The sequence below is a fragment of the Gaetbulibacter sp. M240 genome (assembly GCF_043876815.1).
Taxonomy (GTDB): Bacteria; Bacteroidota; Bacteroidia; order Flavobacteriales; family Flavobacteriaceae; genus Gaetbulibacter_A.
This window is the reverse complement of the sequence record NZ_JBAWKA010000001.1, coordinates 365,579-380,692: the sequence shown is the minus strand read 5'-3', so window position 1 is coordinate 380,692 and position 15,114 is coordinate 365,579. Positions and strand designations below refer to the sequence as shown.

General features: G+C 38.3%; 11 protein-coding genes. 3 read left to right on the top strand and 8 right to left on the bottom strand.

The features are described from left to right. Positions 1-57 precede the first annotated feature (57 nt). Positions 58-447, top strand: coding sequence for a hypothetical protein (locus V8G61_RS01715; protein ID WP_394873698.1), 390 nt, complete (start codon positions 58-60; stop codon positions 445-447). Positions 448-594: 147 nt separating this feature from the next. Here the strand turns inward: V8G61_RS01715 and V8G61_RS01710 are convergent, their stop codons facing one another. The 6 genes from V8G61_RS01710 to V8G61_RS01685 are packed head-to-tail and all read right to left on the bottom strand — an operon-like array spanning position 595 to position 10,873. Continuing rightward, on the bottom strand, positions 595-1,977 hold the full coding sequence (locus tag V8G61_RS01710) for an Ig-like domain-containing protein (RefSeq protein ID WP_394873697.1): 1,383 nt from the start codon (positions 1,975-1,977) through the stop codon (positions 595-597). A 46-nt stretch (positions 1,978-2,023) separates the two neighbouring features. Next, positions 2,024-3,802 carry an Ig-like domain-containing protein gene (locus tag V8G61_RS01705; RefSeq protein ID WP_394873696.1) on the bottom strand — a complete coding sequence of 593 codons (1,779 nt, stop codon included), beginning with the start codon at positions 3,800-3,802 and terminating at the stop codon, positions 2,024-2,026. Between the two features lie 42 nt (positions 3,803-3,844). Continuing rightward, complete coding sequence (locus V8G61_RS01700) at positions 3,845-5,323, bottom strand: SLC13 family permease (protein ID WP_394873695.1); 1,479 nt, start codon at positions 5,321-5,323, stop codon at positions 3,845-3,847. 4 nt (positions 5,324-5,327) lie between these two features. After that, complete coding sequence (locus V8G61_RS01695; protein ID WP_394873694.1) at positions 5,328-6,095, bottom strand: DUF4886 domain-containing protein; 768 nt, start codon at positions 6,093-6,095, stop codon at positions 5,328-5,330. A gap of 22 nt (positions 6,096-6,117) precedes the next feature. Beyond that, positions 6,118-7,605: a SusD/RagB family nutrient-binding outer membrane lipoprotein gene (locus V8G61_RS01690; protein WP_394873693.1), complete on the bottom strand. Its 1,488-nt coding sequence runs from the start codon at positions 7,603-7,605 to the stop codon at positions 6,118-6,120. A gap of 19 nt (positions 7,606-7,624) precedes the next feature. Then, positions 7,625-10,873: a SusC/RagA family TonB-linked outer membrane protein gene (locus V8G61_RS01685; protein WP_394873692.1), complete on the bottom strand. Its 3,249-nt coding sequence runs from the start codon at positions 10,871-10,873 to the stop codon at positions 7,625-7,627. Between the two features lie 202 nt (positions 10,874-11,075). Between V8G61_RS01685 and V8G61_RS01680 the strand changes: the two genes are divergently transcribed. Beyond that, positions 11,076-12,224: a hypothetical protein gene (locus tag V8G61_RS01680; protein ID WP_394873691.1), complete on the top strand. Its 1,149-nt coding sequence runs from the start codon at positions 11,076-11,078 to the stop codon at positions 12,222-12,224. 146 nt (positions 12,225-12,370) lie between these two features. After that, entirely contained in the window at positions 12,371-13,504 is a 1,134-nt protein-coding gene (locus V8G61_RS01675) for a transporter (protein ID WP_394873690.1), read from the top strand. A 22-nt stretch (positions 13,505-13,526) separates the two neighbouring features. Here V8G61_RS01675 and V8G61_RS01670 read toward each other — a convergent pair whose 3' ends face one another. Together V8G61_RS01670 and V8G61_RS01665 are read right to left on the bottom strand one after the other, a co-directional pair. Beyond that, complete coding sequence (locus V8G61_RS01670) at positions 13,527-14,342, bottom strand: hypothetical protein (protein WP_394873689.1); 816 nt, start codon at positions 14,340-14,342, stop codon at positions 13,527-13,529. Positions 14,343-14,626: 284 nt separating this feature from the next. Next, complete coding sequence (locus V8G61_RS01665; protein ID WP_394874479.1) at positions 14,627-14,989, bottom strand: YybH family protein; 363 nt, start codon at positions 14,987-14,989, stop codon at positions 14,627-14,629. Positions 14,990-15,114: the final 125 nt, after the last annotated feature.

Below are 15,114 nucleotides of genomic sequence, written 5' to 3'. Positions count from 1 at the left end.
AATACCAAGAAATGTTTATATTTTGACCCCGTTAATAACGATTAAAACCCCAAATCTATGAAACTCCAAAAAACCATTACAACTCTCAGTTTATTTCTGATGCTTTTATTTTTACTTCCTCTGGAATCGGTTGCTCAAAAAAAGCAAGGCCCGCCATCCTGGGCACCGGCACATGGCTATCGAGCTAAAGTGCATCAAATCTATTTTCCGGATCATAACATGTACTACGACCTTCAAAAGGGTGTGTATATCTATTTAAATAGAGATAACTGGCAAATTAGTGTAAATCTTCCCAGTATTTTTGGACGTATTGATCTAAATAACTCCCCTAAAGTGGAACTAGAATTGGATACCGATAGTCCACAGCGCTATAATGCACAGCATATTTTAAAATATAAAGGTAGAGGAAATAGCAAGGCTAAAGCTAAGGGACCAAAAAATAAATAGGTACGCTTATATTTTTTGCCTGGATAAAACCCGATCCATTCATAAACAGGTGAGACACCTTTAAAAGGTAAAATGTGATATTAATTACGTTTTACAATTCCAATGATAATAACTTCTATTTTGTAGAAGATACCTAATCCCTTTTGCTTATTTGTGGTCTTCTAAAAACTGTTTAAACTCCAGAGATTGATACATTGCCTGGCCGTCATGCCCTACATTATTGACTATTATTTTACTATGGTTATTCGTGTTGGCATGATACGTTTGCATGTATAATAACATATGCTCTCCGCGCTTCACTCTGTTCGACCCTAATAATGTGGCCTGACAATCTGTAGTATTCAAAGTTCCTGTGGTAGAGGTATCGTTGCTTCCAATTAAATACGTTGTATTTCTGGTAACCTGTTGCTCTGTGATCGCAGATTGTGCCATGCCGTCAAGATAAGGGACAGCAAAATCAAAACCATAAGGCCAATACGTATATCCTGAGCAATCTGTTGGTGTTTCAAATTGCTGGGTGCTTTCATTGTAACGCAAACCATCAGGATAATAAAAATATTGATTATTCGCCACAATATATTCAAAAGAGAGGTCGGTGTATGTATTTTCAGAGGTATTGGCTAAAGCATAGTGTTGTGTAAATGCACCTCCAGAGGAATGTCCCGTTACAAATACCTTTGATAGGTTTGAGAATTGACCGGATGCCTTAACGGATTCTATAAGTTTATCTATTACGGTAAAAGAACTTACCGCGCTATTGGTGTTTCCTGAATCTGCACCCTCACGCCAGCGAGCATCCCAAAATAAATCATTATTGGTTGCTACACTATTTTCCTTAAAGTTCGGGGCTATCAGCAAGGTACTTTCTTCCAGACCTGCGCTTTGTAATGCCGTTGACAAATAGGTAAAATAATCATCGGCATTTCGATTAGCACCATGAACAACAACAATGAGCCGTTCGATATTTTCAAAGTTAAATTCTGAATCGTCAATAAAATCATAATTACTGTACATGTCAAATTGAAATGTAGCTCCGGAACCTGCAGTGATATCCATGGTTTGAACACAAGATGCTGAACCGGTTAAACAAGGTGTTTTTCCTAAAGCAGTAACGAATCCTAACGTCAACCCACTATTATAAACAGCGCCATTTGCGCCTAATTCACCAGCCGATATCGATAACTCGTAAGGTGTATCGGATTCTAATAGATTCGGCGCAACAATCGCTTTGGAGGCGGCATTAGTATAGGTTACCGAATAGGACACCGGAGTACCTCCCTGAGAAATTCTTGTTAAACTTTCAAACTTTGAAGGTATAATTTCTGAAGAAAAAGTTATTTCGATGGTCGCGTCTATTGGAATATTCGTTGCACCGTCTTGAAGAGGTGATCCATTGGCTGTAACCGATAGGACTGAAATAGCCAATATTTCAGCCGGATCACCATTTTTTCCACAAGACCCTAATAATATTAGGATTAGAATCGCTATTAATACATTGCTCTTACTTTGAGTGTTTATCATTCCTGTCATTAAGTCTACCTTTCCTTCTTTTTATTTAATCTAAAATTTATATCTATTAATTACATGCAGGATAAACGCAAGGAGAACTTTGTGTGCTCGTTGAGCCAGCGGCACAATCTACACCACCGGTAACCCAGTTTCCATCCAGCTTATAGGCCCAGGAACCAGAATATTCCCAAGCTTGTCCTGTTCCATCTACATTAGCATCGCCATAGGTTTCAATTACGGTGGTACCTTCGAATAATTCTATGGCATCATCACCATTTTGGTTCATGGCACCAGACTCAATAACGTGTTCAAAACTATTTATACAAGCACCGAAATAGCTCGAAATTGTAGCTGGTTCACGCGCAATTAAGATATCGTCTCCTTCTGACACTGAAATTGCGGGCAAAGTAAATTCAACACCATCTGTACCGCCACCATTATTAGCAACGCCTAGACCATAAACACTTAAGTCTGGTATATCCTTTTGTACTTTCAAGTGCACAGCTTTACCACCATTAGTTCCTGAACCATCCCAAAGTAACGCTAAAGCTCCTTTTAAGGACAGGGCATTTGAGCAAATAGGATATGGACAGCTAGAGCTCTGAGTCGTTGTGGTTCCAACGGAACACCCTACACCACCGTAAGTCCAAAAACCATCAAATTTGTAAGCCCAGGACCCTGTGTATTCCCATGCCATTCCTGTACCATCAACATTGGCGTCCCCATAGGTTTCTATAACACTGGTTCCTTTATAGAGTTCGATAGCATCATCGCCATTCTGACTCACGGACGTATTCGATTGTAAAATATATTCAAATTCGCTGGCACAATCTCCAAAATATGCTGAGATCAATGCCGGTTCTCTGGCTACCAAAATATCATCTCCTGCAGACACCGACTGTGCTGGGAAATTATACTCCAAACCATCTGTTCCGCCACCGTTATTAGCAATTCCTAATCCGTAAATACTTAAATCCGGAATATCCTGATTGGCAACAACGTGGATAGCTTTACCGTCATTAGTCCCAGACCCATCCCAGGTAAGTGCTGTTACCCCTTTTAAAGACAAGGGTGGTAATTGATCGTTGATCAGAATCGTAAGATCTTCACCACTTATACCATTTACAATATCCGCAAGAGAAAGAATAATGGTCTCTGGTCCTTCGCTATTATCACTATCCAAAGCAGTCGTTAATGTGATAGATGCAGAAGTACTACCGGCAGGAATATTAATATTAACATCTCCCGTAACGGTATAATCCTCACCCTCAGTTGCCATTCCACCAAATACAATAGTTGCGGTAATTGGATCTTCTGAAACCTTATCTAATTCGGCTGTTATAGTTGCAGTAACATTATCTTCATCTAACTCTAACATATCACTAGATAAACTCAAAACTGGAGGTACATAAGCCGCCGTGGTAAAATTCAAGGACAATGGAGCTTCCAAAGATTCTCCCTTAACCCCATAATCACCGACAGGCACTTCCAACATGTAGTTTGTTTCATAAGCAAAACGTGTTATTGGTGTTATCGTTATGGTAGAATTTGTATTGGAAAATTCTAGATTATAATCTACCGAACCTGCGCTCGAACTAAATGACAATGCCGATAAAAATTGTTCCGTATTTAATGTGTGCGAAAATATAATGGTAATGCTTGCAAAAACACTAACATTATTAGCACCACTTTCAAATTTCGAACCATTGATGGTTTTTTGCATGGCGGTCAAGGTATTATCTTGTATAATAACATCATCATCTTTACCGCAAGCTACGAATATGGTTGCCATTAAAATACTCATTGCCATCACAGAGTAAAAGGCTATTTTCTTAAAGTTTTTCATGATATGTTTCGTTTTTACTTTTATTAGTTTTTTAGTTTAGTTTTATTTTTTAAGCTCTAGAAATGTTGCAAAATTATTTGCATCAAAATCCCAAATCACAGGTAATAGGTAATATACCATTACGGTTAAAAATAGAATGGAAATTATATTCATCCAGATACCACTTTTTATCATATCGGGAATTCTTAGATATCCTGAGCCAAAAACCACCGCGTTTGGAGGGGTAGCTACCGGCATCATAAAGGCACACGAAGCTGCAATGGTACAGGCAACCATAAGAATATAAGGGTTTACTTCTAAAGAAATGGCTATAGGTGCCAAAATGGGTAAAAGCATTGCGGTGGTCGCCAAATTCGATGTGAACTCCGTAAATAAATTTACGGAAGCAATGATTACGAGTACGAGGGTTATTAATGATAAGCTTTGTAACAAGCCCATTTGCGCTCCCATCCATTCGGCTAAACCGGTAATTTGGAATCCTGCCGCCAAGGCCATACCGCCACCAAACAACAGAATGATACCCCAAGGTAAATTCACACAATCCTCCCAGGTAATGATACGGTTCTTGTAATCTTTAGTTGGTACCATAAACAAAGCTACGCCGGCTGCCATGGCTATAATGGTATCATCAATAGCCGGGAAAAATTGTTGTAAAACAAAGGATCTGCTTATCCAACAAATGGCTGTTACAACAAAAATAACACTAACCATTTTTTCCTCTCGCTTCATCGGACCAATACTGGCCAATAAACGATTAATCTCTTCCTTCCCTCCGGGGAATTCTTTTTGTTTAAAGTTAAAAGCAAATTTGGTCAGGTAAATCCAAGCTAAGATTAAAAGCGGAATAGCGATAGGCAAACCAAATTTCAACCATTGTAAAAAGGTGATTTCTATCCCATAAACTTCCTCGACATATCCAGCTAGAACAAGATTTGGAGGAGTACCAATTAGTGTTGCTATACCTCCTATTGAGGCACTGTAAGCAATACTAAGCATGAGCACCTTACCAAATAGAAGATTTTCATTTTCTTCCGTTTCAGGATTATCTTGTAGTTGTTTTACTATCGACATTCCAATGGGCAACATCATTACAGAAGTAGCTGTATTCGATATCCACATGGATAAAAAAGCGGTCGCTACCATAAACCCAAGTATAATTCGAGATACATTTGTCCCTATGAATTTTATAATATGAAGGGCGATTCGTTTGTGTAAATTCCACTTTTCGATCGCTATGGCCAACATGAATCCTCCCAAATAAAGGAAGATATATTTGTGTCCGTAAGATGCTGTGGTAGTCTCTAAATCAACAGCACCTGTCATTGGGAATAATACAATAGGTAATAATGCCGTGACTGCAATGGGAACAGATTCTGTGACCCACCACAAGGCCATCCATAAGGTTATACCCAGCAATTCAAAAGCACTATCGGGCATTCCTTCGGGTGGCTCCAGTCCTTGTAGAATTAGAAACAGTAAAGGTCCTGAAATTAAGAAAATCGTTCTTCTAACTGAAATCATCTGCTTACTTCGTTAATTGTTCAAAATCTGTTTCTTCTACTAATTGTCTGAAAAATTCGGCCCGTTTCGGTAACACGAATGACATATATATTTTTTCACCATCTTTATCTGTAGTCGTAACCCGGTGTGGAATTTCAGATACGGATTGCCCTGTTAAGGCTTTATAAATTATTAAACCAATCAAATAAGAACCGTCTGAAGACGGATGTTTATCATCAAAATAGAGATCAATATCCGGACGCAGTTGGCGTGCCTTCATAAAAATTGGTCCCACAGGAATCACTTTTGCTTTCAGTTTCTCTCCCAAATCAAGGTATCCCTCAGTTATTTTAGATTGCATTAAAGGATTAGATTTATAGGCCCAAGTCAAATAGAATATAGGTTCAGCCCCGACAGATCTAATAAGCTCTGAAAACTTTTTACTATAGGTCTCAAATCTTTCCGGCGCATCAATGGTACTTAGACTATGGTCTCCAAGGATCACATAATCCCACTGGCCTTCTTTGATAAGCGCTTTGGTGTTCGTGTCTTTCTGACCTTTCCAATGGTGTTTTAAATTGCTCCCACTGGCCGTAGATTGTCGTACCACCAACGGCACCTTTTGGTCTTCACCCATGGCCTGCACCAATTGAGGCATATTCCAAAAAAAGGTGAAACTATTGCCTACAAACAATATTTTTAGGGGTTCCTTTGCTTCCTGTGCTCGCGCCTGAAATGACGATAAGCAAGTCGAAAGAAGGAAAAGTAAAAATCCTGTTTTAAAAAATTTCATAAGTATGCTCATTTGTTTTCTCCTACTGATTTACTGGTGTTTTATCAAAAAAGTTCGGGATCGGATTGGGCGTATTGCTATTTCTATCTATTTCACTTTGTGGATAAATGAAACGTTGTGGTAATTCACTACCGGTATTCGGTGTAATTGGAACCCTCACAACCGTCTCATTTTCAGTTCTTCGAGTATCATTGAATACCTCCACCTGACCAAATAAAGTCACATAACGCTCTTGTAAAATTTCTCGTAATAAGGCATCATCCGGGTTAATTCCATCAGGATTCTCTATACCTCCGGTATCAAAATCTGCGCTGTTATAAGCTTCATAAAGCACATTGGCCGCATCGATATTTCTTAAATAACCACCTGTGGACATGAATGCTCTAAAATCATTAAGATGACTCAAACCACTACTAAATCCATTAACACGGAATCCTGCTTCGGCTAAAATCAAAAGGTTCTCTTCGTATGTAATTAATGACGACGGCGCATCAGGTGCTGCAAGACCATCGTTTGTGTTTGGCTGAACGCCTACACTGTTGGTATTGAAATAAAAATTATTTCGAGCGGTTTCGTTCGTTTTGGCATTACCGCGGTAGTTCGGACTCCCCGGGTCCATCATTCCAGCCATAAAATCAGACACAATTAAATCGTTCTGACGTACTTCAACTGCAAAAAACTGATAGTTCAAATTACGATCTTCGGCTGCGGTCCCGTGAGGTCCGTACATGGCTCGATCTATAGAACTTATACCATTTTGAGCAGCGATATAGGCCTTTCCATAATCTTTTACATGCATATAGAACCGCGCTTTTAGTGTGTAAGCACATTCTACCCACGCCTGTGGATTACCATCAAAATAAACGTCAGATCCTGTGGCAGGACGGCCACTACCTTGTTGTAAATTGGAAATAGCCCGATCTAATAAAGATTGAACTTTCGCATAGACACTTCGTTGTTCTTCGTACATCGGATCCTGAAAAGCCACATCTACGGCCTGATCATAAGGAATGTCACCATAAAGGGATGCCAAAGTACCAAAGGCCTGAGCCTGTAATACCTGAGAAATCCCTATAGTTACCGGACCTGCATTATCATTAATTGCAGCGTCTTCAGTAACTTTGGCGTTTCGCAAGGCATCAATGTAACCATCATTCCAAAGGGCATTAAAATCACTAGTAGTCACAGAATATTGACTAAAGCCTAAATGCTGGCGATCTATACCTGTATATTGGCCTGCAAAAATAGCAGCCCGACGCGCGTTTTCACCCGATTGAAATAAGATATTACCGACCTCAGCACCCGTTAATATTAACGGATAAGAGCTTTTTGTTAGGTTGTTCGGGTCTGTATTAATTCCACCAACCAAATCACTACAGGATTGAAGGAATATGGCCATAATGACCAATAATATATATCGTTTCATATTAAAAAGATTATGATATGATTTATGTTTAGTCGCCTGATCTTCATTTGTTTTTGCGACAGAAGTATATTTTGACGATCTCATAATAGTCATGTTTTCTTGATTATAAATTTAAAGCTATACTGAACAAGAACGATTTTGTTCCAGGGTTGTTGAAGTAATCAATCCCTCGTGCCGGACTCACTCCGGAAAGGTTCGTATCGGGGTCGTTACCCTTGAATTTGGTCCATAAGAATAAATTTCTTCCCGTTGCTGTAAACTCTACGGATTTCAGGCTTGTGGTGTTTTTCAACCAATCGGAAGCCCACAAATAAGACAATCTAAGTTCTCTAAGCCGTGTCCATGAACCATCTTCTATATAAAGCTCATCATTACCACCACTAAAGAATCCTCCGTCGCCATTATACCAAGGTTCAGTTAAGGCCACAGGACCCGCTCCAAAATCAGTTATATTTCCTCTGAAGGTTTCTCCGATATTAATAATATTTCCATTCGCTTCGAAGTAATTTCTAGTAGCCGTAACCTCGTTACCGGTACCATACCAGGTTCCTAAATCACTCATTACCGATTTTGTTCCGGCAAAAATATCAGCACCTTGGTAGGTTTCGAATAATACCGATAGCCTAAAATTCTTGTACTTAAAGGTACTCGTAAGTCCACCTTGCCAGTCTGGATTGGGATCTCCAATAACCCCTTCAACCTGATCTTGTTCGGGAAAACCAAATTCATCATAAACAATTGATCCGTCATCATTACGTAATATTCTAGAACCCCAAAGCACGCCCAAAGGGTAGCCCTCAACAGCTCTGGAACTTACCGCAGCTAAACCTCCAAGGTTTACAGATTCAGCACCTGCTAAATCAGTAACTTCATTCTTAACAGAGGTAAAATTGGCATTTAAAGACCATGAGAAATTATTTGTGTTCAAAATTTTATAACTCAGGTCAATCTCTAGACCTTTATTTTCTATCTCAGCTCCATTGGTGTAAATACTGGCATAACCTGTTGAGTTGGCCACCGGGAAATTCAAGAGAACATCTTCGGTAACATTTTGGAAATAAGTAACACCAAGAGATAATCTGTTTTTTAAAAACCTCAGATCAGTACCCAATTCAAATTCTCTCTTTCGTTCCGGTTTTAGAGACGCGTTTCCTCTATTAATACTAGGAACAAAAGCTCCGTTCCCAAACAATCCGGTATTTAAACCGCCCCCTAAAGCATCGCGGTAGGTAGGTGATACAAATACACTAGAAGTATTATACCTCGCAGGTTGCACCCCTACTTCTGCGTATGACGCTCTTAATTTACCGAAAGATAAAAAGTCGCCGTCAGCAAAAGGCTCTAATTCTGTAAATTGCCAAGCCAAGGAAGTGGATGGAAATAGGAAAGGTTTATCTGAATTTTCCCCGAAGGTCGAGGCGTTTTCAATACGCATGGTGCTTTCAATAAAAAGCATATCATACATAGAAAATGAAAGTGAGGAATATACCGCAGCCGTTCGCTCGCGTCCAAAAGAACTTTGTACCGCTGTGTTTTGGATTAAGGTATTATCGATATCACGAATTCCGCTGTCCACATCTAAAAATTGAATAAATCCGGTACCTTCTGCACCGTTAACTGTTCTTGATTTACTATTGTAATTAAAACCTAACAAAAAGGTTCCATCTACAACATCCTCCACATTAAAAGCCGCTTTGGAAATAAAATCAGTGTTAAATATCGTGTTTGATGCTGTCGATTGTTCAAAATATCCCGATCTGAAGGCTCCTGCGGCCGAACCCGGAGTCATAAACTCTGAACGCTTTTCGGAGTAATGATCTACACCTGCTCGAGCGATCAGCGTTAACCAACTGTTAGGGGTATTCGTTAATTGAAAATTAGTTATAAAACGATCTACATCGGCTTTATTTTCTTGTTCATTAATGGTCCATAATGGATTGTTATAGGTCGCTGTGGCGTCAGCACCCAATGGCTCTCTATAGGATCGGTGTCTATTAGGAATTGGTGAACTATCACTGGATGGATAATAATCTCCGCGATATCCGGAAATATCAAAATCAGCCGGGTTTCGCAATAAACCTAAATATAAACCAGATGAGTTAGCTCCTAATCGAATTCGATTTGAACTGGTTCTGGCATAGGTTGAACTAACCTTTAAATTTGTTGCATCTGTAAAATCTGTCTTCGCATTGAATCGAACTGTAGACCGTCTGTAATCTGAATTATTTTTGATTATACCTTCTTGATTCAAATCACTTAAACTAAAGAACATGGTACTTTTTGCCGTACCACCTGAGATGCTCAAATTGTTTTCCAGAAAGTGCCCATTCCCAAACACCTGATCGAAATTGGAATCATCAAAAATTTGTCTGGAATTTTTTTGAAGTATTGGGTAATATACTCGGCCATTCTGATCGACATAAAATTCTCCTGTCGTGTCAAAAACATCATCTTCACCGGAGCGTGCCGAAATCAGGTCACCCCACGAGTCTCTGGACCGTTGATTATAAACGCCATTATCTCCCTGACCAAATTTTGTCTGGGTTGGATATTTAACATTTATCTGATCTAAAGAATACGTTGATTTTAAGCTCACCGACATTTTACTGTTATATTTTCCAGATTTCGTGGTGATATTGATCACACCACCAAGAGCCTGCGTACCCCATAATGCTGCCGCCGAGGCACCTTTAAGAATCGTAACCGATTCAATATCGTTAGGGTTTATATCGTTTAGACGAGATTGTTGACTCACCCCTCCTCGATCACTATTTCCTCGTACATCATTACTTATTGGAATTCCATCGACAATGATTAAAGGCTGACTGTTTCTTTCAATTGAGGAAAGTCCACGAATTTGGATGTAAGAACCAGCGCCGGGATCACCGGAATTTCTAGTAATTCTAACACCTGAAGATTTACCCGATAAGCCATTTAGAACCGTTGATTCACCTGATTTCGCTACGGCGTCACCTTCAACCGTTGAACTGGCATATCCAAGATCGTCCTTTTTCTTTGTGAAACCAATGGCGTTTACAATCACAGCATCCAAATCCTCAAGGTCCTCTTCAAGAACCACATTAATTTCCTGCTGAGAATTTACCGGAATAGTTACGGATTTAAATCCGAGGTAACTAAAGGTCAAACTTGGGTTTTGCGTTTTGAGTTCTAATGTGTACTTACCGTCAAAATCGGTAACCGCTCCATTATTTGCATCTTTTTCTAATACGCTTACGCCTGCTAAGGGCAGGCCTTGCTCATCGGTAACGGTTCCTTGCACCTCCGTTTGAGCCAGCACGAATTGAAATGAGCAGAGAAATAAAAAAAATAGCGTTTTAGTTAAACATTTCATTTTAAAATTAGTTTTAATAGTTTAGTTTTACTGAATTAGACTCCTAAATTAGAATCAAACTATATTGGTAAAGTCTTAAGATTTAGGGTTATTTTTTGTCAATTATATAATTTTTTAATCGGAATTTTAGGGTTTTAGCAAATTTTATCAAATTTTATCGAAATTTATTACATTAACCATCGCGATTGCCGTCATTATTTAAATGGAAAACCACAAAAACACAGATGATCTTCACCATAGTTTTATAGCCAAACTCTCTAAACGTTATGGGACTTATGATGTGGCGCGAAATAAATTTGAATCGACCAGTAATTCTACCATAGCACGAGATTTGTTCTATAGTGATTCGCAGTTTTCGCGATTGATAAACAATACCGCTTCAGAAGGTGAATTCAAGCGGGCTGTTAGAAATATAGATCGTTTATTAGAGTTAGATCACATTAAAAAATCTAACCCAAATCAAACCAATACCATTTCGATGGTTCGGCCAAAACGCAAAGTTTATTTCATAGTTATTCTTTTTCTTGTATCCATTATAGCCTGGTTATCATACAGTATTTATAATTCTGTAGAAAAAACCAAGGTGGTTACCAACTCTTCCCGATACGATATGTTGAAATGGGGCTTTGATAATAATTACATACAGCCTTACACTAAATTAAAAGAGCTCCCTGCCGACTGTTATTATCCTTGTTATAAATATCAAGGGAACTGGACTTTGAAGAATGAATATAAAATTCCTTTTTATCGTGAACAAAATGGCTTTCATTATGTTGCTAAAGAAGCCATAATGTATGCAAGATGTATGGATGAGCGTGATGACTTGGGAGAGTCATTTGAAGGTTACGAATATCAAAAACATGAAATATGGTACGATAAGCGGGAGTATCCTATAGACTCCTTCTTAACAAAAGGGTCGAATACCAAAATTAGAAATTCATATAATACCTCAGACCTCAACAAAGACGAAAATTTTGTCAAGATCGCTTTTGTACATACCTTTTTCAGAACCGAATTTGAAATTGATAGTAGTTTAATTCAACGTACCGGAAAGGCTTTAGGTCGCGATATTGAATTTGTAGATGATAAGGTTTTAGAAAAACAGTTGGATAACGAGAGACAGATACAAACCATCAAAGATGAAATAAAAGCTATTTCATTAAATCGTTTAGAAGACTATTCAAAACCCATATCCTGCGATCCCTCCTTGGCGCCAAATGTTGATTTTAATCTTATAACAGAAGGTGACGAAATGAGTTTTAATTGTCATTTTAATATCGGTCGTTTCACAGTCGATTATAACAAGATCTACATTTTTAATGATCAGTATATCCAAAATGACTGCAGGTAAATTGGTACTCAGACCTTAAGTATTCTATAATCAATTAATCTTTCATTAGTTAAATTAATCTTTCATTAAGGTTTTTAACTTTTACTTACAACGTCGAGTATATGAATACATCTACTTTAGCCGGATATAAAAATCCTAATAAATAGATGAAAAAAATATTACAAATATTCTTAGTGCTTTTCTTAACCATAATTATTAATCATTCTTTGATGGCCCAAGGTTGTGTGGCCATACGCGGTTTTTCATCCTGTAATGCCAACCAAATGGAAATGGGATCTTCCCTAAACAAAGGAGACTTTTCAGTTGGTACAAATGTTCGTTATTTCAAATCGTTTCGTCATTTCAGAGGTACTACTGAAGAAACCAATCGCATAACAGAAGGCACCAACGTTATAAATCACTCTTATTTTGTTGATGTTGCTGTTAACTACTATCTCAGTGATCGGTTGTATGCCAATTTACTGATCCCTTTTGTTTCACACGAAAGATCTTCCATGTATGAACATGGCGGAAACAGTCTTGGTGACCGTAATATAACACGATCAAGCGGTTTGGCCGATTTACGAATTGGAGCCGGATATTGGTTATTTGAACCCAATTCGCGGTCTTACAATTATGGTATTGGGGCCGGTATTAAGCTCCCAACCGGGGATTTTTCATATACGGACACCTTCTACAATCAGGGCCCCAATAGGGACCAAACAATAGATGCTGTGGTCGATCAATCCATTCAACCCGGTGATGGTGGTTTTGGATTTAACTTAAATGTTGAAGGGTTTCATAGTTTATCACACAAATTTATGCTTACCACCACCTTATATTATTTATTTAACGCAAGGGAAACCAATGGTGTATTAACACGAAATGGAAGAAGTGAATTTTCAGTTCCCGACCAATATGCCGCTCAATTAGGAGCCATCTATTTTACAAATCTTCAGGGATTTAGCCTGTATTTAGGAGGAAGATTGGAAGGCATTCCTTCCTCCGATCTTATTGGAGGAAGCGCCGGATATCGCAGACCTGGATATGTTGTGTCTGTGGATCCCGGGATCTATTATAACTCCAATAAATTGAGTATCGGTTTAAATGTTCCTGTAGCACTTATCCGGAACAGAACTCAGAGTTACGAGGATAAGCAACGAACAGCAGAAACCGGAGTTTTTAGGCAGGGAGACGCTGCATTTGCCGATTACCTGATTAATTGTAATCTCACGTATCGATTTAAGAAAAAAGAGAAGACTATGGACCACGGGATAGATTTCAATAAGACCCAATCTTAAAAAGAAATTGGGTTAACGATCACTATAGGGACAGTCCTAACCCACAAATGATCATAGAAAAATCCTGAGTTCCTATTTTTAGGTGTTCATAACCCCCCAAGATCTTATATCTCCCTTTGTGATAATTCAATAAAAAATTCAATTTATTAACCGTTTCCGTATTGATAAACGTTTGATTAAAATTTGCTTCAACACTGAGGGGTCTGGCAAAAAACAACTCGGCTCCTAAGCCATAGGTGAAACCAAATTCATTAATACTACCTGCAACATAGGTAGTTCCCAGACCCCACCACAGATCGAATTTTTGACTTGGAATCCGATGATACTTTGCCACGAAGCTATATATGGCCAAGGCATCTGATCCGAAGTTCGGACTTTTTTCCCATAATTGAGTGTAGTCTGCTTCAAAACCTATCCGCTTAAGGAACCTTAGATCTCCCGTTAAATGCATTCCATTAAGTGTGTTATTTTCGAAAATATAACGGCTTGACAGGTCAGCTCGAAACCTACTTACATTTTCGTCGAAATCATAATTAAAATTTCCCTTGTCTGAATTGTAATAGGGATATTTGCTGATTTTACTATTGGAAAATTCGTTGGGACCTCCAATGAAAGAATAATAGGTTACATATAAAAATCCCTGAACAAATACTTCCGTCAGAGCTTGCACAAAAAAGTTATCGCTGTTATCACCATCACTCCTATTATCATTAGCGGTATTACCATACGATGTGTGCTCCTTTTTTAGACTATTTTCAGCTCTGTTAATTTTAGACTGAGCAAATCCAAAATGTGTGGTGAATCCGAATACAACCAAACAAATAATGATCCGTTTCATATTTTAAAATTTTAAATAAGGCATCAATTTTAATACCAGAAGTATTAATTAATACTAAAATTAATCCGATCAATAATAGTTACTATCCAGAATAATCCATGAAGCACCAATCCGGACCATTTTTTATTAAAAAAGGAGCTAATCAGAGTTTTAGAGCTAAATGATTCTGAGTTGTTTCTTCTTTATTATAAACAATAATATACCAATAGTCGGTTGCAGGCAAAGGCACATTATTAAGTTTAACCTCCGCAACTCATTACAGATTTCCTTAACAATTTTCCCTGTTAATTCTTTATTAAAGACCAGTTGGCATGAACCACCTTCCATTCTCCATTTATTAATTTATAGATGGAGGTCGATTTCCATGGCGGACCTGGCTGGTTATCCATGGTGGAGGCATTATACCGCAAGGTAAGTATAGCCACATTATCAAATACCTGAACTTTTGGATCAACAAGCTCATAGTTATGCGTTGGAATCTTACCCTCCAAAGATTTAAAATAAGCTGTTAATGCAGCATTCCCGTTTACTCTATTTTGGGCGCCGATATCATCAAAATAGGTAGCATTTTCAGCAAAGTTCTCAGCGTAGCCCAAGGGGTCTCCCATGGCCCAACTATCAAGGGCCTTTTTTTCAAGATCTAGAATAACCTATTTTATATCTTCCGAATTTTTACTGGCATCAGAACAGGCCCAAAATAATGCCAAGGTCAGGACTAGTAGTTTAATTTTCATCACTAAAATTTTTGGTTTGTTAGTTTTAAATTTAGTCA

Excerpts from the sequence above, each read along its gene's own strand:
- V8G61_RS01690 (WP_394873693.1), bottom strand. The coding sequence starts at position 7,605 with ATGAGATCGTCAAAATATACTTCTGTCGCAAAAACAAATGAAGATCAG.
- V8G61_RS01685 (WP_394873692.1), bottom strand. The coding sequence starts at position 10,873 with ATGAAATGTTTAACTAAAACGCTATTTTTTTTATTTCTCTGCTCATTT.
- V8G61_RS01695 (WP_394873694.1), bottom strand. The coding sequence starts at position 6,095 with ATGAAATTTTTTAAAACAGGATTTTTACTTTTCCTTCTTTCGACTTGC.
- V8G61_RS01680 (WP_394873691.1), top strand. The coding sequence starts at position 11,076 with ATGGAAAACCACAAAAACACAGATGATCTTCACCATAGTTTTATAGCC.
- V8G61_RS01675 (WP_394873690.1), top strand. The coding sequence starts at position 12,371 with ATGAAAAAAATATTACAAATATTCTTAGTGCTTTTCTTAACCATAATT.
- V8G61_RS01715 (WP_394873698.1), top strand. The coding sequence starts at position 58 with ATGAAACTCCAAAAAACCATTACAACTCTCAGTTTATTTCTGATGCTT.
- V8G61_RS01705 (WP_394873696.1), bottom strand. The coding sequence starts at position 3,802 with ATGAAAAACTTTAAGAAAATAGCCTTTTACTCTGTGATGGCAATGAGT.
- V8G61_RS01670 (WP_394873689.1), bottom strand. The coding sequence starts at position 14,342 with ATGAAACGGATCATTATTTGTTTGGTTGTATTCGGATTCACCACACAT.
- V8G61_RS01700 (WP_394873695.1), bottom strand. The coding sequence starts at position 5,323 with ATGATTTCAGTTAGAAGAACGATTTTCTTAATTTCAGGACCTTTACTG.
- V8G61_RS01710 (WP_394873697.1), bottom strand. The coding sequence starts at position 1,977 with ATGACAGGAATGATAAACACTCAAAGTAAGAGCAATGTATTAATAGCG.